22 protein-coding genes are annotated in these 18,760 nt (G+C 52.0%); 19 read left to right on the plus strand and 3 right to left on the minus strand.

Annotated elements, in window-relative coordinates:
- Positions 1–522 precede the first annotated feature (522 nt).
- The 10 genes from RG807_RS02760 (at position 523) to RG807_RS02805 (ending at position 7,945) form a co-directional block, all read left to right on the plus strand.
- The gene (locus RG807_RS02760; RefSeq protein WP_309043510.1) at positions 523–1,518 is read left to right on the plus strand and encodes a tetratricopeptide repeat protein; all 996 of its coding nucleotides are present in this window, start codon (positions 523–525) and stop codon (positions 1,516–1,518) included.
- Between the two features lie 107 nt (positions 1,519–1,625).
- Positions 1,626–2,624 carry a tetratricopeptide repeat protein gene (locus tag RG807_RS02765; protein WP_309043511.1) on the plus strand — a complete coding sequence of 333 codons (999 nt, stop codon included), beginning with the start codon at positions 1,626–1,628 and terminating at the stop codon, positions 2,622–2,624.
- 163 nt (positions 2,625–2,787) lie between these two features.
- Positions 2,788–3,582 (plus strand): hypothetical protein, encoded by a 795-nt coding sequence (locus tag RG807_RS02770; RefSeq protein WP_309043512.1) that lies wholly within the window; start codon positions 2,788–2,790, stop codon positions 3,580–3,582.
- A gap of 306 nt (positions 3,583–3,888) precedes the next feature.
- Positions 3,889–4,848, plus strand: a complete 960-nt coding sequence (locus RG807_RS02775) for a tetratricopeptide repeat protein (RefSeq protein WP_309043513.1) — start codon at positions 3,889–3,891, stop codon at positions 4,846–4,848.
- 53 nt (positions 4,849–4,901) lie between these two features.
- Entirely contained in the window at positions 4,902–5,222 is a 321-nt protein-coding gene (locus tag RG807_RS02780; RefSeq protein WP_309043514.1) for a TM2 domain-containing protein, read from the plus strand.
- 114 nt (positions 5,223–5,336) lie between these two features.
- Complete coding sequence (locus RG807_RS02785) at positions 5,337–5,504, plus strand: hypothetical protein (protein ID WP_309043515.1); 168 nt, start codon at positions 5,337–5,339, stop codon at positions 5,502–5,504.
- Positions 5,501–5,815, plus strand: coding sequence for a hypothetical protein (locus RG807_RS02790; RefSeq protein WP_309043516.1), 315 nt, complete (start codon positions 5,501–5,503; stop codon positions 5,813–5,815). Before RG807_RS02785 ends, RG807_RS02790 begins: the two co-directional genes overlap by 4 nt.
- On the plus strand, positions 5,812–6,828 hold the full coding sequence (locus RG807_RS02795) for a DUF6708 domain-containing protein (RefSeq protein WP_309043517.1): 1,017 nt from the start codon (positions 5,812–5,814) through the stop codon (positions 6,826–6,828). The genes RG807_RS02790 and RG807_RS02795 overlap by 4 nt, the downstream gene beginning before the upstream one ends.
- A 200-nt stretch (positions 6,829–7,028) precedes the next feature.
- Entirely contained in the window at positions 7,029–7,307 is a 279-nt protein-coding gene (locus RG807_RS02800; RefSeq protein ID WP_309043518.1) for a TM2 domain-containing protein, read from the plus strand.
- A gap of 26 nt (positions 7,308–7,333) precedes the next feature.
- On the plus strand, positions 7,334–7,945 hold the full coding sequence (locus RG807_RS02805) for a DUF3592 domain-containing protein (RefSeq protein ID WP_309043519.1): 612 nt from the start codon (positions 7,334–7,336) through the stop codon (positions 7,943–7,945).
- Between the two features lie 9 nt (positions 7,946–7,954).
- Here the strand turns inward: RG807_RS02805 and RG807_RS02810 are convergent, their stop codons facing one another.
- Both RG807_RS02810 and RG807_RS02815 read right to left on the minus strand, forming a co-directional pair.
- Entirely contained in the window at positions 7,955–8,653 is a 699-nt protein-coding gene (locus tag RG807_RS02810) for a DUF3592 domain-containing protein (protein WP_309043520.1), read from the minus strand.
- Positions 8,654–8,768: 115 nt separating this feature from the next.
- Positions 8,769–10,622 (minus strand): Na/Pi cotransporter family protein, encoded by a 1,854-nt coding sequence (locus RG807_RS02815; RefSeq protein WP_309043893.1) that lies wholly within the window; start codon positions 10,620–10,622, stop codon positions 8,769–8,771.
- 140 nt (positions 10,623–10,762) lie between these two features.
- Between RG807_RS02815 and RG807_RS02820 the strand changes: the two genes are divergently transcribed.
- The 9 genes from RG807_RS02820 (at position 10,763) to RG807_RS02860 (ending at position 18,036) form a co-directional block, all read left to right on the plus strand.
- Entirely contained in the window at positions 10,763–11,899 is a 1,137-nt protein-coding gene (locus RG807_RS02820) for a hypothetical protein (RefSeq protein WP_309043521.1), read from the plus strand.
- Positions 11,900–11,936: 37 nt separating this feature from the next.
- Positions 11,937–12,782, plus strand: a complete 846-nt coding sequence (locus tag RG807_RS02825; protein WP_298448713.1) for a DUF72 domain-containing protein — start codon at positions 11,937–11,939, stop codon at positions 12,780–12,782.
- Between the two features lie 151 nt (positions 12,783–12,933).
- A complete protein-coding gene (locus RG807_RS02830; RefSeq protein WP_200202722.1) occupies positions 12,934–13,137 on the plus strand; it encodes a DUF3185 family protein in 204 nt (67 codons plus the stop codon).
- A 15-nt stretch (positions 13,138–13,152) separates the two neighbouring features.
- Positions 13,153–13,296: a DUF3096 domain-containing protein gene (locus tag RG807_RS02835; protein ID WP_100638438.1), complete on the plus strand. Its 144-nt coding sequence runs from the start codon at positions 13,153–13,155 to the stop codon at positions 13,294–13,296.
- 493 nt (positions 13,297–13,789) lie between these two features.
- Complete coding sequence (locus tag RG807_RS02840) at positions 13,790–14,059, plus strand: ComEA family DNA-binding protein (protein ID WP_298448714.1); 270 nt, start codon at positions 13,790–13,792, stop codon at positions 14,057–14,059.
- Positions 14,060–14,217: 158 nt separating this feature from the next.
- Positions 14,218–14,997 (plus strand): (Fe-S)-binding protein, encoded by a 780-nt coding sequence (locus RG807_RS02845; protein ID WP_309043522.1) that lies wholly within the window; start codon positions 14,218–14,220, stop codon positions 14,995–14,997.
- Positions 14,994–16,433: a LutB/LldF family L-lactate oxidation iron-sulfur protein gene (locus RG807_RS02850; RefSeq protein WP_309043523.1), complete on the plus strand. Its 1,440-nt coding sequence runs from the start codon at positions 14,994–14,996 to the stop codon at positions 16,431–16,433. Before RG807_RS02845 ends, RG807_RS02850 begins: the two co-directional genes overlap by 4 nt.
- Positions 16,430–17,083 carry a LutC/YkgG family protein gene (locus RG807_RS02855; RefSeq protein WP_309043524.1) on the plus strand — a complete coding sequence of 218 codons (654 nt, stop codon included), beginning with the start codon at positions 16,430–16,432 and terminating at the stop codon, positions 17,081–17,083. The genes RG807_RS02850 and RG807_RS02855 overlap by 4 nt, the downstream gene beginning before the upstream one ends.
- Positions 17,080–18,036, plus strand: a complete 957-nt coding sequence (locus RG807_RS02860) for a DMT family transporter (protein ID WP_309043525.1) — start codon at positions 17,080–17,082, stop codon at positions 18,034–18,036. The genes RG807_RS02855 and RG807_RS02860 overlap by 4 nt, the downstream gene beginning before the upstream one ends.
- Here the strand turns inward: RG807_RS02860 and gloA are convergent, their stop codons facing one another.
- Positions 18,037–18,585: a lactoylglutathione lyase gene (gloA, locus tag RG807_RS02865; protein WP_309043526.1), complete on the minus strand. Its 549-nt coding sequence runs from the start codon at positions 18,583–18,585 to the stop codon at positions 18,037–18,039.
- Positions 18,586–18,760 lie beyond the last annotated feature (175 nt).

Genomic DNA, 18,760 nt, shown 5'->3' on the forward strand with positions numbered 1-18,760 from the left:
TTATCCAGAGTTCGGATACCCTGTTTTCCGGGAGTTTTTTAAATCGTCCCCGCTGGATGGTGGTACTGCAGAATCCATGTGGGTCGCTGGTTGCTGGGCTTCTGGTTCTTCAGGCACTTTAAAGAGCGCCACATGCGACATCCTTGTCGAGCATATAGAGTTTTACGGAAAAATATCACTTTCCGGACAACTCATTAAATATGCAGGAGATACAAGGACAAGACTTATCAACCTATTAAAACGCTGGCCTCGAGAAGCTTAATCTTTTAAAACGAAGAACCCCACTTGACAATCTCAAAACCAATATTCTTTTAGTGCTCGTCAGTTTGAGGAGTCGGTAACCCGAATGAATGCCCAGGGAAAGAACCCGGACGCTGATCCGTTAATGGTTGCTCGAATAATGTAGCAAAGTTGGATGAGTTTATGGGCAAGGGGTTGGCGTCACCTTCAGATGAAGATCGATACGAGGACTATAAAAGCTTGCGAAAGAAATTTAGTCTCCATATGTGGAGGCAAGTATAGATGATACGTCACTCGTTTTTTTCTGGCGCCACTCTAGGGTTGCTCCTTGTCGTTACGACGCTTTTCGCCCGTGCAGAAACAGGTGGTGAAGTTGCTGAAGTATTGTTTCAGGATGGCTACACACTCTACCAACAGCGATACAGCCTCAACGCCTTTGCTAAGTTCAAGGAAGCTACGCAATTAGGGCATGTGGAGGCTGCTTACTATGCCGGTAATATACTTCGCCGGAACCACATCTGCATCACAGAAGAGGCTGAAGCATTCTATCGCCAAGCAGCGGAAGGCGAAGATGTCTATGCCATGCTGAGGCTGGCTCAAAAAGGCAACTTCTGTGGAACGCTTCGGAATTGCGATTATGACCGCCAAGAGTGGTTGCAGCGTGCGCTGAATTCGGTCCTTCCCAAGGCTGAAGCTGGTGATCTTGAAGCAATGAAGGAAACCTATTCTGTTTATCGGGTGGCTGGTGATAAGAAAAAAGCTTGGGGCTGGATTCAGCGAGCAGCCGAAGGCGGTCACGCGTTTTCTCAATATTGGGTGGCGATCTTGCTTGAAGAGCAGGATATGGGTTTTTACTGGACAGAAGCTGGCCGCCGAGCTGATATGCTCAAGTGGCTCAAAGCCTCGGCAGAGCAAGGGTTCCCCAAGGCGATGTTCAAGTTGGCAGTTGAGTACAAAGAAGATGGACGATTTGATCAAGCGAATGGCTGGGTCGATCGCTTGGGACAGACGGATTATTTCGACGCTTTATACAATTACGGCTTAATTCTGCTGGAAGGTCCAAAAGGAATGTTTAAATACCCAGCCGCCAAGCCTGTAGAAGGGTTGGCAGTGCTCATGGCCTTGCACCGTCAAACCGGAAGCGCTGCAGTTCAGAGAAGCATTGATAAGCGACTGCCTAGTTTGACCACTGAGGTAGTGACTGAAGCAGAGGTGTTGTCCAGAGAATTGCTGGTCGATACTCCGATTCTTCATTACCTTCCCAAGTTCGGAATATAACACCAGATCCTAAGTGCTGATTGAAAGATGGCCGTTTACAGAGAGGCCAGTTTAACGCTGCCGTAAAAAGCCCAGCTTTCACCTATGGGAGCAAGCAAGAAAAAATAATGTACAATCGCGCCAGTCACAGAGTCTGTATAGCACTGATACTTCTCTCGTTGTCGTTTTCCATTGCGGCGAAGCCAAGGATCGGTCAGGCCGAAGCATTGTTCCAAGAAGGAATGACACTCTATCAGCAACGTTATAGCGCTGTTGCCATTACGCCGTTAGAGCAAGCGGCGAAACTTGGTCATGCAGGGGCAGCTTATCAAGTGGGAGAGATACTTCGTCGGCGTTACACATACATTACTGAAGAAGCGCAAGAATTCTATCGCCAGGCTGCAGAAGGGGGCGAGGTTTATGCCATGCTGCGGCTCGCTAATAAAAGTAAGCTGTGTGGAACGCTTCGAAAGTGTGAATACGACAGAGATCGGTGGCTCGAACTCGCGATAGAGACTGCATTGCCCAAAGCGGAAGCGGGCGACACAGATGCCATGATGGAACTCTTTTCAGTATATTGGGCTCGTGGCGATAAGGATAAAGCATTCGACTGGACTGAAAAGGCAGCACAAAAAGGCAACTCGTTTGCTCAATATTGGTTGGCTGTCGGTTTGCTTGATGAGCGTAAAATGGGCTTCTATTGGACCGAAGACGGTCGCCGCCAAGATGTATTTAAATGGCTAATTGCTTCGGCCGAACAGGATTATCCCAAAGCTATGCTCAAGTTGGCAATGGAGTATAAGCGTAGTGGTCACAATGATGAAGCCATGGTTTGGATTAAGCGCATGGGGCAGACCGACTACTTTGACGCACTGTATGAGTTCGGTCTAGTGATGGTAGGTCGGCCACATGAGGGCGAACAAAGCCGTCCACCTAACGAAGTGATAGAGGGACTGGCCACGCTTTTTGCGCTGTACCGCCAAACCGGCAGTTCAAGAGTGAAGGAAAGCACCGACCTGCGACTGCCGGAGATCGATCCTGAACTGATCAAAAAAGCGCAAGCTAGGTCGGAGAAGTTGCTGGTCGATACCCCGATTCTTCACTACCTCCCCAAGTTCGGAATTTAACACCGTACATCTTCAGTCATTCATACAAAACAAGTTTTCAAGGAGGAAAACATGCAAACTTCAAACACCCCAACCAAAAGAACCGGAATCTATCAGCGTAGTTGTCCTGTTGGCAAGTTCGCCTGAATTTAACCAATCCGGGGCGGCAGAGGAAGGCCTAACCTTGTCAGGGATCAGTAACGGTATGCCTCAGGGGCAACTGGATACCTTTGCAGGAGCAAAGGTTAGCGTAACCGCCTCAACCAGCCTGTACTGGGACCTGCCGAGCGAGGCGCGAAAGAAAGTTAATTTTATGAGAGCCCACGACCCGGTAGAGAAATGGGCATGCGTTGGTACGCTTAACCTTGGGCTTACTGCAAGCTGGGGAGTAGGGTATAGCCGGTCGTTCCAGCTAGGCATGAAGAATGGCAAGCTGATATTTATCAGTGACGCAGGACTCACGACCGGGCTTGGCCTAAAAGGGAAGCTGGCGTTCGAGGTTGATTTCAATGCAGCATCCTGCTGGATGGCGCTGGTTCAAAACGAACTGCACAAGAACGGTTACCGCCACATCGATTGGGTAACGCCAGATGCATTTGGCTTTTTAAGCATGATCAGTTACTTGCAGCTGACCACTGCGCTTGATGCATCCTTTTTCGCAGCTCGCCGATTGAGCTTTGTGCAAGAGGTGTTCGACTCGATCAACACGAGTGCAAGGGCGGGGATGGTGGCATTACGGATAGCTAGAGCAGCAGAAGCTGGAAATAACGAAAAGGCTGCGGGCTATCAGCAGTGGTTCCGTGGACTGCAACCGGAAGCGATTGGACCACTGTTGCATAATCTCGTTTCAGAGCCTGCACGGTATGAAGGAGACGATGACAGTGAACCGAAAACCGCAGAACAGATGCTGAGAGAGCAACAATCAGCGATTCTACAGTGCCTTAAGTGGATGAACATAGAAGATGAGGTATTAACATAATCTTACCGAGGAACTGAACCAAATCGTGCGCAGCGCCAGTTTGAAGAATCAGTAACCCGGATGAGTACACATGGAAAAGAACCGGAAGGGAATCTCATCATGGTGGCGCGAAACAATGTGGCGAGGCTGGATGAGTTTATGGGTAGGGGTTCATCAGTTGCTGCTTTTAAAGGCAGAGAGATGTATAGGAAATACAGTGCACTGAGGAAGCAATTAAGTTACCACCTCTGGAGTCAATCATAAATAAACCGGCATTTATTATCTTTCCAAACCTTGATTTGTTTGCAGTGTATTCTCTGTTCCTTTATGGCTTACGCCAAAGAGGCTGGCGATACCGCTGAAAAACTGTTCCAAGAAGGTTATGTGCTTTACCAGCAGAATTCCGGCACACGATCGCTTGAGAAGTTCAAGGCAGCAGTAGAACTTGGCCACGTTGAGGCAGCATATTACGCAGGGAACATTATCCGTCAAGATTACACATACATCACGAAAGAGTCAGAGCATTATTTCCTCCAAGCTGCGGAGGGGGGTGATGTATATGCCATGTTGCGCCTTGGTCAAAAAGGAACTGTTTGCGGAACCTTAAGAGACTGTGATTATGACCAAGATGCGTGGGTTGATAAAGCGCTAGACACTTCGCTTCCCAAGGCTGAGGCTGGCGATAGTGAAGCGATGATGGAACTTTTTTCTGTGTACTGGCAAAGGGGGGAAAGGTCTAAGGCTTTCACTTGGACTAGGAAAGCAGCGGAGCATGGCAATGCTTTTGCTCAGTACTGGCTAGCCGTGGGATTACTGGATGAGCGAGAGACGGGGTTCTACTGGACTCAAACTGGCCGCCGAGAAGATATATTTCGATGGCTCCGAGCATCGGCGAAGCAAGGATTCCCAAAGGCAATGCTAAAGCTGGCCCTAAAACTCCGAACACTTGGTGAGCACCGGGAAGCCCAGCACTGGGTTGAGGAAATGGGAAAAACGGACTTTTACGACGCTATTTTTGAGTCCGGCTCGGCGATTATGCTTGGGCCAGATGCTGCGGCTCTCTATGGTGAGGACTCCGTTTATGGCTTTGCTGAACCGAGACCTGTGGAAGGTGCCGCCCTTTTGCTAGCGCTTCACCGACAAACCGGCAAAGAGAGTCCGCTCGACATGGTCGAGAATTATCAGGATCACCTAACACCTGAGATGATGGCCGATGCCGAAGCGTTGTCGAAGGAACTGCTAGTCGACACCCCGATCCTCTACTACCTCCCCAAGTTCGGAATATAGAAAAAGCTACCAATACCAATCACCACACAAAACAACCTTTCAAGGATGAAAACATGCACACCTCAAACCTCGATCACCCCAAACAAAAGAACCGCCCGATAACCCTCGTTCTTGCTATGTTCCTCGGAATCTTCGGCGTTGACCGCTTCTACCTCGGCAAGTGGAAATCCGGTATCGCCAAGGGCCTTACGATTGGCGGCCTTGGCATCTGGTGGTTCATCGATGGCGCGATGGTTTTGACCGACGCTTTCCTGCACTCACTTGGAAAAGACACCGGTTTCGTCAAAGATGCACGCGGCCAGGATCTTCGTCTTGGGCTTTCCATGTACCGTTTCAAAGACGGCCATATTCAACGCGACTGGTTCTCCAGCTGAGTTGGTATCCGCTAGCGGACAAACAGGATTACAAAACGTGCGGTTTGATTGAGCGCTCGTTAGCCTTATGGCGGCAATCACTGCCCTGAAAATCACCAAGGATGGATGTACCCCGTGCTTACTCGCAAAAAGCTGACTGGCGCTCTGGATACGTTAAATGAAGTGGGCATTGCGGCCCAAACAAAAGCGGAAATCGATGAGTTGGGCGCGCACCTCCCCCTCTGCCAGGATAGTTGGTTGATTGTGGAACTACCTGGGCAGGAAAAACGGCCCCCGGAATGATTCAATTTTCCGGAAATGAGTTGAGGAATGATGCCACTTACCGATCCCTGGCATGGGTTGAGCAGCAATTGCGTACGGTGTTTGATGCTGAAGAAAGACAGCGGATACTGCAGCCGAAACGAACCCCGGTTGTCTGGACGGGGATAGATTTCTCACTCCACGAGGGGACAAGGGTTCACAACGCCGCCGCTACGGCGACCTACAGAAAAATTTATCATGACGATGACCAGATCTTCGGGCTCGAAGGAGAGTTGATATATAGCCCCCAACCTGGTCTTGAAATGCCCCCAGTAAAGGTTGATATTTGGTGATTGAAAGCGCGAATAACCTGTTTAACAGGATAGTAGATAAGTTTGGGGATTCTTCAAACTCGTTGCTACTTAATGGCAAAACCAGTAGTGGCTACCTGCCATCTCAGCCCGGGCTTATAGAATCGCAGGATGCGATGTCACTTTCTTTACGAACGGCAAGCTCTGACAGTAAAGGTACCCTAACCGGTGTAGGCTTTTTCCTTGGTGGAGCTGGGTTAATACTCTTCCTACTCGACGGTTTGTTCGGAAAGTCACCTGGCTTTGATTGGGTTTTAATGTTGCTTTCTTTTTTGATGGTATTAGCCCCCATTATTTGGGAAGTAAGCCGTCCACCACACTTGCCGATCATCTTTAATCGACGGACACAAGAAATCTATTACGATATGACGGGTCAGCTCTATCATGCCACCTGGGACGGCATTGAAGCCGTGGCGTATGAATATAAAATGGTTAACCAGTATTCCGGTTCAATCGTTCACGGCAATCTTGAAATCATTCTGCAAAAATTTGGTGACCCTGAAAATCGAATTGCAGTGAATCTTTCTGGCGTGCCTGCGGGCAAGCGCCTTCCCACCTTGGTGGGCATTTGGGAGTATTTAAGGTGTTTCATGACCATCGGCCCCTGGTTTGATGAAACAGGCAAGAAAACCAAATCCAAAACTCCATTTATAGAGAAAAGCTTAAGATCTGGCGGAGTTTCATTTCTCGACCAACTGCGCCAAGGCAGAAAGCTCCCGAACCGGGAAAGGCAAGAAGGCAAAGGCATCTCTGGCGGCGCTTTTTTTTACTGGGTAGATTCCTATTTCTTTTTTCCTATGGCACTTGGAATGGAGTGCGTCCAACGAATCGATAGACTGAGAAGCAAGCGCCATTGGCCGGAGGTTGTACAAGAGCGCTTGGATCCGAACGGCCCGACCACGCGATTGATCGACATCGAAGAAAGCTATGTGGAGCAGAAGCAAAAGGAGCGGGATGAGCTTCATGAGCGAATGCGCAGAGTTCTGCCAAAGTAATTTGTATTGACCGATTGCTTAGTCTGCTTAGATGAAGACGTTAACTACGTTCTTCAGGTTTTTTGCGAATCTTCTCGGCTTAATCATGTGCCTTAATTCGCGGAACACTTGGGTTTTGTACTAATCATTTCTCTAAAACAAGTTTTCAAGGAGGAAAACATGCAAACTTCAAACACTAACAACCCCAAACAAAAAACCGCTTGGTAACCCTGATTCTGGCAATATTCCTCGGAATATTCGGTGTCGACCGCTTTTACCTCGGCAAGTGGAAATCCGGTATCGCCAAGGGCCTTACGATTGGCGGCCTTGGCATCTGGTGGTTCATCAATGGCGCGATGGTTTTGACTGACGCTTTCCTGCACTCACTTGGAAAAGACACCGGCTTTGTCAAAGATGCGCGCGGCCAGGATCTTCGTCTTGGGCTCTCCATGTATCGCTTCAAAGACGGCCGCATTCAACGCGACTGGTTCTCCAACTGAGTTATGGATTTATAACCGAGAGCAGGATGAAGATAAAATCCGCAACCGACCGTTCACTTCTGTGGATAGCAATTAAAGATAATCTCGATAGCTTCTTTTTGATGCTGGGCATAGGCCTGATTTGTGCAGTTGTGGGAGGGGGTGTTTTCTACCTGGGCTTTGGCCAATGGGGCGCGATGATGTTCGGAGGTTTCTTTGCCCTGATAGGTGGATTCTTTTCCGTATACTCGTTCGTTGCTACCTACTCAAGCATCAGCTATTACTACGAACAAGCCTTGCTGCGTAAACACGGCGTAGAAGTCGATGGCGTATTGACTCGAAAAACAGCTGACTGTCAGTTTCACCAGGAGTACGACAATAACAACCGGCCGCTCGGAGAGGGTTACCACCTGTGCAACCTGTTGGTTGAATTTGAGTTTCAGTTCCAAGGAGAGAAATACAGCGGCGCTTACTATCTAAACAAACTGGACACTTTTGACAAGCTCCAGGAAAGTGATCCGGTTCCACTGAAAGTGCTGAAGTTTGATCCAACAGCGCACAAAGTGCGCGAGCGCCGCTTGGCAAATATGCTCAAGGGGCGCAAGCCACAAACGCCCTCTCTCGTTCCGGAGGGAGCGGAAATCAGCCAGCTGATGTAAATGCCTTACCTAACCCGCCAACTTAGGCAAAAACGAAGTATCCACCCAATACCTCTTCAAATTCCCCTCATCCACCAACACCGGAACTTTCTCCTGGTTAACGTGGTCAGTCGGATCAAACCACAAATTATCACTATGGAAAATATGAAGTTCACGGGTTTGCGGGTGTTGCCACTGGCATACAATCCTGAACGGATTGCGGCCATTTACGGTCAGGCTGGTGTTCTGCTCTACGCGCTGAAACGCTGCATGTATTTCGACACCGTTTTTCTGCAGGTAGGCTTTTGAGCGGCTTTTCATCACGCCAAAAGCGATTATTCCAACGCCAATCAGCCCGAACACTGAGCCTATGCCACCAATGATTAAAGCGGCACCCCACAGAGAGAAGAATCCGTCGATCATGGCGTCTTCAGGGTTAGCAGGCTCATAAAACACGGTTACCTGTTCGCCCCGGTTGTATGAAGGCGGGTTAGAACCCGAGTTAGACTGGAATTCAATTTCGCGACCGCCGGCGGCCCTGAATTGAACAACAGGGAAGTAACTGGTGGAGTCACTGGAGCGCGAGCGTATTAGCTCAACGACGGTGCCCTGTGCGGTTTCGGAACGTTCCAAAAATGATGTGGTGTTGGTGTACAAAGCAAAGGCACCGACCAGCATGGCGGCACCAACAATGGCAAAAACGTATTTGATTACATTCAGAGTCTTCAACGATATCTTCCTTTTCAAGCGTTGAGATTTAGCTACAGCGCCCTTACCTTCGGGCGCTCAAACTGCGCGCAGAATTATACCGTCAAATTACTGCAAAATCCTGCACGATAGCCGCTCACATCCTGATAAGCGGCAAGTCGTCATCACTGCCCAGCCTGCGCACTTCCCGCAGCAGCTCATCCCCATCCGCAAGCCCCAACTGCAGCACGTTTCGGAAGCTTTGCGTTATGCGAACGGAATAGCCAAGGTCGTGCATGAGCGAACTGGCTTGCAGGTTATTGAGCTGGCCTTTGCGCACATCCGTGAAAATTCTGTGCCGAAAGCCAGCATCAAACTTTGCAGCTTCGCTATCCACCCAGTCCAGCCGGTTGCGCCAAACCTCGTCAGGGACTTCCAGCCTGCTAACTTCACGCACCTGCCTTAACACCCACAACAGGTGCCGGCGCAGCTCCATGTAGTGTTCGTGAGCAAGCGAGCGTTCGTCGCGCAAATATCGGCCAAGGTTCTTCTGCAGGGCTTTTGCATCTTTCACTGCATCTACCAGCTGTAGCGCTGTCATTTGACAGGTCATCCAGAATTGCTGGTGCTCCTCATCTTTCGTGGTGTCCAGCCGGCTCATGAACCCCAGCAGATCGGAATAGACCACTTTGATATGGCGCCGATACAGGTCCTCAGTATCCAGCCCCTCGGAATCATCCGGCCTGGAATTCAAGCGCGCTTCATCCACTTCACGGGAGATCAATTGCTCAACAGGCTGGTACAGCGCATGGCAGATCACCTCAAGGCTAAGTCGCCCGAGGTGCTGCAATTCCTGAACCACCGCCCGGGAGGCCGTATCAACAGAGGCCAGCGCAGCTTCGTTCAGGTAACGTGCGTGGCTTTCAGGCAGTTCCCGCTGTTCCACAGGATTGCGAGGGCCGGTGGCGGCATCGGTAATCAAAACTGCTGGCTCTGCCCTATCTGGCAATACCCTACGCAACCCGCGCTCCAGCTGTTTTTGCCAGGGCCAGAACAGCAGCACACCAATTACGTTGAACAGGGTCTGGAACATGGCCAGTTGCAAGAGCGTGTTTTCTCCAGCGCCAAACACGGCCATCAGTATTTGGGATAGCCAGGTGAGTGGTGACAAAAGCAGGAAGGTAACCACACCTGTAAGGATGTTGAACAAAGCGTGTACCAACGCAAGCCGCTGGCCACTGCGATTGCCCCCCAGCCAGCCCACAATGGCCGTGGTTACGCTGCTGCCAATGTTGCCACCGATTGCGATTGCAATACCCTGCCAAAGCTCTATCTGCCCGCCTGCCAAAGCAGCCAGAACCAACATCAAGGTAGCGTGACTGGACTGCAAAACGGCCGTTAACAGGAGGCCGATCGCAACAAAACTGAGCTGAACGAGAAAGCTGCTGTCCACAGAGCCGGCAAAATCAATAGCGCCGCCAAATTCGCTGAACCCGTTCTTAATCTGGTCGATTCCCAGAAAGATAAAGGCAATGCCCAACACAATGCGGCCAAATGCTTTGCCTTTTGGGGAGCTGAAGCCGGCTAGTACACCAAATACCAACAACGGCAGTGCCAGAGGGCTCAGACTGAAATTCTGCCCCGCCGCGGCAAGTAGCCAGATGCCTCCGCTGGTTCCCAGATTAATACCCAGAAGAATGGAGATACCGCCCGCCAAGTGAATCAAACCGGTGCTTATAAACGCAATGGTCAAGAGGGACATCAAGGTGGTGGATTGCAGAATCATCGTGCCGCCCACACCGAACATCAACCCTTTGAACGGCGTAGCCGTACTGCGCTCCAAAAGCTGTTCCAGCCGGCCGCCCGCAAGCTCCTTCAAGCCTTCTTCAAGGCATTGCATGCCAAACAGAAACAGCGCCAGGCCAGCACAGAGCTGCAGCCAGCCAGAGCTATACCAAAAACTGGTCGACAATATCACCAGCGCAAGTGTCGGCAATACAAACGATTTCATTCTAGTCATTTGCACTAAATCCGGAAGTTGGCATCAACGCGGTAGCGTTCTGATTACGATAGCAGATAAGTAGCAAATCCAACTCTGTGAGTTCACGCTAGACTGGTAGGTATAAACATCCGGAACCCGCGAGAGATTCTTTGAAAAAGCTCCTCCTGATTTTTGCAATGGCCCTGCTTATGGCGGCGATTTTTACCACTTCCGCCAAGCCGGTGCCCATTGAACACAAACTGATTAACCTTCATGCCGCTGACGTACTCGGTGATTTTCCCGGCATTGATCAAGAGCCCGTCGAGATACAGGCCATATTGTTGGATATGTCCGACGACCCTCTCTTGCTTTTAAAGGCTCAGGCTGCCTTCATGAGCTACCCTGAGATGGCCCGTAACCTGTTTCCGATTTATGCGGAAGAGCCGGGGTTCAGGAATATTCTGCGCCGGTATGGTGAAGATGTTCTCCCCCCGATTCAGCACTTTGTAAGCCAGCCCATCAGCACCATTGAATGGATAAACAAAGCATCTCGTCAGTATCAGGCCGCAAAGCGGTACTTTGCCGGTGGTCCAGAACCAACAGAGCCATTGGAGCCAGGCGCCCCGCCCGCCAACCAGAACGAAGATCTCACGCCGGAAGAGCGAGGCTGGTACGCCATCAATTTTATTGAAAGTGAAGGCCACGATTTTCTTGGTCAATTTATTGTCGATAACCAAGGCAAGACTCAATGGATAGGCACCGAACGGGTGCTTGAAGGGCTGAATCAGTTTTTTGCCAGCGGCATTCGTGATCTGGAGCGAAACTACCGCTCTGGAACTGAGATCACAGCCAGCGACGTTGGCTGGGCTTCGGTGGACATGCTGATCTTTGCCAGTGCAGTGAAAGTGCTCCAGGCTGGCCGTGTTGCAGCCGTCACCACAAAGAGTGCAAGCCGGGGCACTCGCTCCGCCGCTTTGGCCGCACGGGTTACCCGCAGCGGGAAAATGGTGCTAAGCAGCGCTCGATACGCCAAGTGGCCCTTGATTGTCGGGGCAGGCTACCTCGTTATTACCCACCCCAGCCTGATAAACGACTTGCTGGCAGGTGTGGCGGATGTACTCGGGTACCCGGTGCTGGCGGTTCAGTTTGTGGGCTGGTTGCTACTACTGATCCCTGCCCTATACATCGGCAGCTGGCTGTTATGGTTGTTGGCCCCGGTGTTGATGGCGCTGTTCCGGGCCTTGAGCCTTCTGGTGGCCAAGCTAAGTGGCAGGCGGCATAGCCAATCGGGATACGGTAAGCTATAGGGCAAACTTAAAGCCTTATCCCCCGGAACCACTGACAATGGCACTCCCCTACTTTCTTGGCTGCCCTCAGTGGCAACACTCCGCTTGGAACAGTCGGCTACCGTCAGATACGAGCCCGCTGCGCCGGTATAGCCGGATTTTTAACTGTGTGGAGGGCAACACAACCTTTTACGCGACACCCAGCCGCGAGCAGTGCCTTCAATGGCGTTCCCAGGTGCCAGACAGCTTTCGCTTTCTGCTTAAATTTCCCCGCAACATCACCCACGACCGGCTGCTATCCGGCGTAGACGCGGACATGCGGGATTTCCTGACTATTGTCGCACCACTGGAGGATGTACTCGGTCCGTTTTTGCTGCAGCTACCTGCCGCATTTGGGCCCGTGCATCTGAATAATCTATGGCAATTTATTGATGCCCTGCCAGCACCACTGACATGCACTGTAGAGGTTCGTCACAGCGCCTTCTTCAGCAAGGGCGAGGCTGAAAGAATCCTGAATCGTGGCCTTCGAGAGCGCAATATCGCACGCGTATGCATGGACACCCGGGCCCTGTTTGCGGCCACTCCAGACAACGAAGTCACCATAGAGGCCCAACGCAAGAAACCCCGAGTGCCGGTGCACTTACTTCCCGGCGATGCAGAGCCTGTAATCCGCTACATCGGTCACCCGAATCTGGAAGCCAACCGGTACTACCTGGCACCCTGGGTTGAACGCGTAGCCACATGGATTGAGGAAAACCGGCGCCCCTATTTTTTCCTGCACATGCCGGATATTGGCGACGCCCTTGCGCTCACGGAAATCTGGGCTGAACTTTTAAGCGCTCGCGTGGATGGGCTGGATGCCCTGAGGTTCAATGAAAAGCAGCCCCAACTGGGCCTTTTCTAAAACTGGGAACCATTGTAGAGACATGATCTCCCTTGTCTTCACTCGAGCCAACTCACTTTCACGACGCGCAGAAACACAAGGTTGCCGATGAAAACATTCGGTGCCAAGCTTTCGGCACGAGACAAACTCGCACACAAATAAGGAACACGACATGGGAAGCTCGAAACTCGTAGGTATTGTGTTACTCGTAGTAGGCATCGCCCTGCTCTTTTTTGGTTATCAATCAACCCAGTCAGTTGGCGATCAGATAAGCGAAACACTTACTGGGCGTTTCACTGACGATACTATGTGGTATCTGATTGGTGGTGCCGCCCTGATCGCCGCCGGCGGATTTCTTTCATTTTTCAAAAAATAATCACTGAGGACAGTTATGACGATTCACCTGGAACTTGCCCCGCTAATCAGCTTGGGTGCAGGCATTGGCGTTCTGGTATTCCCCCGCTTGCTCAACTACATCGTTGCAGGCTACCTGATTACCCTTGGCGTTCTGGGACTGCTGGGACACTCGCTATAGCATATCGCTTTCGCGAATATGGCTTATACCTACGAGGCCTGTAGGAAATGTCTCACAAGCCAATGGGCCAATCTCCCGTACCCCCCAAACACCCTGTCGCTAGAATAAGCAGTGTCAGGGATGACAAGCCAGCAAGGAACGTTGGCACAGGGATGAATGCTCCATGGAACCGGAGCGCCCATAAGGATTTGGGGCGATCAAAGGGATGTTGAACGGTCGAAAGGAATTGGAACTGCCCGAAGGATATGGGCTTTCAAGGATGACCAGGGATGAAGCGCTCAGGAAGAGTGCAGCCTGAAGGAACAGGCGGGGGTCAGCCACGGAGCAAGGGATACATGGAATGTAATCCTTGTCCGTGCACTGCTTTTCCCAGACATTCCTTCACACCTTTTTCGTATTTGATCTCCACCCAAAACGCCAGAACCCCTGCTTTTGCTGCATTGCACCCTGACTCAAAACCATAACCACACAATTAGTCTCAGGAGTCACTTGCATGAAGCACACATCTTTTTTCGCCACACTCGTTCTACTGTTCAGCCTGGCAACGGGGTTTGCCTATGCAGAGCAGCCAATCATTAATATCAACAGCGCAGACGTAGCCACTCTGGCAAACCTCGACGGCATTGGCGCCAGCAAAGCAGAAGCTATTGTCGCTTACCGCGATGCCAATGGTCCTTTCAAAACACCTGAGGAGCTATCCAACGTTAAAGGTATAGGCGCACGCACTGTAGAAAAAAATGCTGAGCGGTTAACGGTAAAATAAACATTGCCCTAGATCGTGTCAGACGGCGGCCTCCAGCCGCCATTTTTCAACCACTGCTCTCTTCTCCATTCCTACTCAAACAAAAGTCGTCTGGCAACACCCCGGCCGCCCCTCTATGATTGCTGGACAACAATGATAACCAGCTCGAGTGGCACGCTATGGCAGATCCCATCAAGATTTACCCGCCAAAACCTTCCCACGTTTATTTTTACGCGACCTGCCTGATAGACATGTTCTACCCCGATGCGGGTATGGCCGGGATACAACTGCTCGAGCGCGAAGGTATCAAGGTTTGCTTTCCCGAAGACCAAACGTGTTGCGGCCAGCCGGCCTACACCTCTGGCTATCATGATGAAGCCCGGGCGGTTGCTAAGGCCCAGCTCGACCTGTTCCCGGAGGACTGGCCCATCGTTGTGCCATCCGGTTCCTGTGGCGGAATGATGCGAAAGCATTACCCCAGCTTGTTCAAGCACACCCGCCAGGAAGCCAAAGCCATCGACATTGCCGCGCGAACCTGGGAGCTGACGGATTTTCTTCTGAACGTTTGCCATATAAAACTGGAAGACGTGGGTGAGCCCACCACGGTTGCAATGCACACTTCTTGCTCAGCTCGCAGGGAGATGGGCGTTGCGGAAGTTGGCCCCCGGCTCATTGGTCAACTCAACAATGTCAGCCTGGTTGAGCAAACCCGGGCGGAAGAGTGTTGTGGCTTTGGTGGCACGTTTGCCGTGCGCCACCCGGAGATTTCAGGGGCCATGGTCAGCGAAAAAGTAGACACTCTGACCGATACTGGCGCCGGTGAGTTTGTGACAACGGATTGCGGCTGTCTTATGAACATTGCCGGCTATGCAGAGAAGAATCGCAAACCCCTGGCTGGCCAGCACATCCTGAGCTTTCTCTGGAATCGCACTAACCCCGGAAAAGGGGGCGAGTCATGAACTCTGAATCATCAGCAAACCCACACCACATTGATGTAAAAGAATTTCACCCCCGTGCCCAGGCTGCCATTGCAGATCCCAAACTACGCCAGAATTTCCGCAGGGCTATGGACGGGCTTATCAGCAAGCGCAAAGACGCCTTTGAAGGCATGGACCTGGAAGCCTTAAGAGAACTGGGCGCCAACATCCGCCTGCGGGCACTGGCAAACCTGCCCGATTTACTGGAGCAGCTTGAGACAAAGCTCACCGCAAACGGTATCAAGGTGCACTGGGCAATTGATGGCGACGAGGCTTGCCGGATCGTGCGGAATATTTGTGTAGCCAGGAATGCCAAAACAGTCATCAAAGGTAAATCCATGGTGTCTGAGGAAATGGAGCTGAACCATTACCTCGAAGAACACGGTATTGAAGCACTGGAATCCGATCTGGGCGAATACATCGTCCAGCTTGCCGGCGAGACACCGTCTCACATCATCATGCCCGCGATTCACAAGAATACCGGTGAAATTTCTGAGCTCATGCACGAGAAAACCGGTACTGATCTGTCCAGCGATGTGGAGTACCTCACCGCCAGCGCCCGCCAGCAGTTACGTGAAAGGTTCATGAATGCCGATGTGGGTGTTACAGGTGTAAACTTTGCAGTGGCTGAAACCGGGACGCTTTGCCTGGTGGAAAATGAAGGCAACGGCCGCATGACCACCACGGTGCCGCCCTGCCATATTGCGGTTACCGGTATAGAAAAGGTGGTGGGCACTCTGGAGGATGTGGTGCCACTTCTGGCCCTGCTTACCCGATCCGCCACCGGGCAGCACATCACTACCTACTTCAATATGATCTCTGGCCCGCGCAAGCCTGAAGAACTCGACGGCCCCGAAGAGGTTCACCTGGTGCTGGTCGACAACGGCCGCTCGTCCATCTACCAGGATGACGAGCTGCTGGACACCCTGCGCTGCATTCGCTGCGGCGCCTGTATGAACCACTGCCCGGTTTATACCCGCGTGGGTGGCCACACTTATGGCACCACCTACCCCGGCCCAATCGGCAAAATCCTGATGCCCCACCTGATCGGGCTGGATGAAGGCCGGCACCTGCCAACAGCCTCAAGCCTGTGTGGTGCTTGTGGTGAAGTGTGCCCGGTTAAAATTCCGATTCCGGATTTACTGGTACGCCTGCGCCAGGAGTCCGTGGATGGCGACAAACTTAACCCCGCTAAAGTGCGAGGCCATGGAGCGAAACGTGGAACCCTGGAAGCACTGATCTGGAAAGGCTGGAGCTGGATGCATGCGCGGCCGGGCATTTACCGGTTTGGTACTGCAGTGGCCGCCCGCCTGCGTATGCTACAACCCGGGCAGCTTGGGGGCTGGACAAAATATCGAACGGCACCAAAGCTAGCTAACAAAACACTCCATCAAAAAATGAAGGAGCGCGACCAATGAGCGCCCGGGACAGCATTTTACAGCGCCTGCGAAACCGAAGCGGTGGCGAGTTAAGCGTGCCAGAGTGCGACTTTTCAGTATTGCAGCGGCCGGTGTCCTCTGTGGCGGAAAGGATTGAGCAATTCCAGAAGACCATTGAGTCCGTGCACGGGGAAGTACATAGTTGCACGCGGGATTCCTGGGTTGCTCAGCTTGCCGACATCCTTTCCGCGCGCGATGCCCGCTGTCTGCTGGTTCCCGGAGCACACGAAATTGGCCGCAGGTTACGTGAATCCGAACAAGATGACTTGCCGGAACTGCTGATCTATGACGAACCCATTGAAAGCTGGCAGCCTCACCTGTTCAACAACGTTGATGCCAGCATCACCTCCACCCGGGGCGGCATAGCCGAGACAGGGTCTTTGATCCTGTGGCCCACTCCAGACGAGCCTCGCCTGATGAGCCTTGTTCCGCCCATCCATATTGCGGTACTGGAAGCCTCCGAGCTCTACGCAACCTTTCACGAGGCCATGCAAGCACAGATTTGGGCTTCTGGCATGCCGACAAACGCTTTGTTAGTCTCCGGGCCATCCAAAACCGCGGACATTGAGCAAACTCTCGCTTACGGTGTCCACGGCCCGAAAGAACTCATCGTACTGGTTATAGAATGATTCGAGGTGCTCTACTGATCGCCCTGGCCGCCCTGCTCTGGGCGACAACGGGAATAGTTGCAAAGTTTCTGTTTACCGAGACTGACCTGCAAGCTACCACCCTGGCCTTTCTCAGGCTGGCCGTTGCCCTACCATTCTTCTGGGTACTGATGCGCAGGGAACAACGACAACTTCAAAAAGCTGCTACCAATGCGCCAGGCAGCTCATTGCGGCAGCTAAGTTTACGATCTCTCGCGCCGCTTGCAGCGCTTGGTCTTTTCCAAGCCATCTATCAAGGCAGCTATCTGTTGGCCGTGGACCTAACCGGCGCGGGTATCGCCACATTGATCGCCCTGTGCTTGCCGCCGGTGTTGGTCGCATTGCTTTCGGCGCCGTTACTGGGGGAAAAGCCAAGCCTGATAACTGTTCTGGCGCTGATGACTGCTGTTATGGGCACCGCAATGTTGGTGTTCAGTGATATGGATACCAGCGGTACACTGCGCCTGGCCGGTATTCTCATGGCACTGCTGGCCGCGCTGGTTTACACGGGTTTCACCCTGACCAGTCGCTACAGCTCCACCGGCACATCCGTTTTTACCACAGCATTCATTTGTTTTTTTACGGCCGCACTCATCCTACTTCCTGTGGTAGTGCTCAGTGGCGGGTTTGAGGGGCTTGAAGAGCTTAAGATTAGGCACTGGCTGATGGTAGCCGTGATAGGCATTGTGCCCACCTGCATTGGCTATGTGAGCTTCTTTGCAGGAATGAAAACCACACCAGCAACGCTCTCCAGCATTATTGTTACGCTGGAGCCACTGTTCGTTGCCTTGCTCGCCTGGATAATTTTGGGAGAGATTCTGGGGCCGGTAGGAATTGCGGGCGCATTCATACTCACTGCGGCGGTTATTGTGGCCTCGCGTTATGGAGGAAAGCCCGGTGCCGCTCCTGCAAGCGGCACCGCAACGTCAAACTGATCAGCTATCCTTGCGCTGCTTTTCCAGCATATTAGGCTGCAGAATCTCAATCCAGTAGCCATCCGGATCCTTGATAAAAGCCAGGCCTTTCATCTTGCCATCGTCGGGCTTCTTGACGAACTCAACCCCCAACTTGTCAAACCGCTCGGCAGCCGTGTAAACATCAGGTACTGCAATACCAATGTGGCCAAAACCCTGTGGCTGATCGTTGCCATTGTGGTAGGCGAAGTCAGCGTCGTTTTCAGTTCCCCAGTTGTGGGTCAACTCCAGCATTGCCTCGCGCCCGAACGTGTAGGTGGTTCGATGCCCATCGTCTGAAGGCACATAGTTAGCTTGGCGGTCATCAAGGTAGGCAAGAAAATAGAGCGTAAACTTCATTTCGGGGAAATCAAGTTTGCGCACCAACCGCATTCCCAGCACACGGGTATAGAAGTCCATTGAGCGCTCAGGGTCTTTAATGCGCAGCATGGTTTGGTTAAATACATAGCCTTCCGTTTCTGGAACCGGCTCTTCGTATAGTCCGGGGGCTTGTTCAAAATGCTTGGGCATGGGGCTTCCCTTATTTGCTATCGAGAATTCAGGTTGTATACCTGCGTCCTCGTCTGCACAATTTCAAGGGGTGGTCATTCCGCAACGCAGATCAAAAGCGGCGCACAAGCTATGATAAACTTGCGCCCACAACCTGTCCCGCTGGTTCCGTGCCTGTTCCCGGCCTGCCAGTTTT

The organism is Marinobacter sediminicola (assembly GCF_031157525.1).
In the GTDB taxonomy this organism is placed as follows: domain Bacteria; phylum Pseudomonadota; class Gammaproteobacteria; order Pseudomonadales; family Oleiphilaceae; genus Marinobacter; species Marinobacter sediminicola.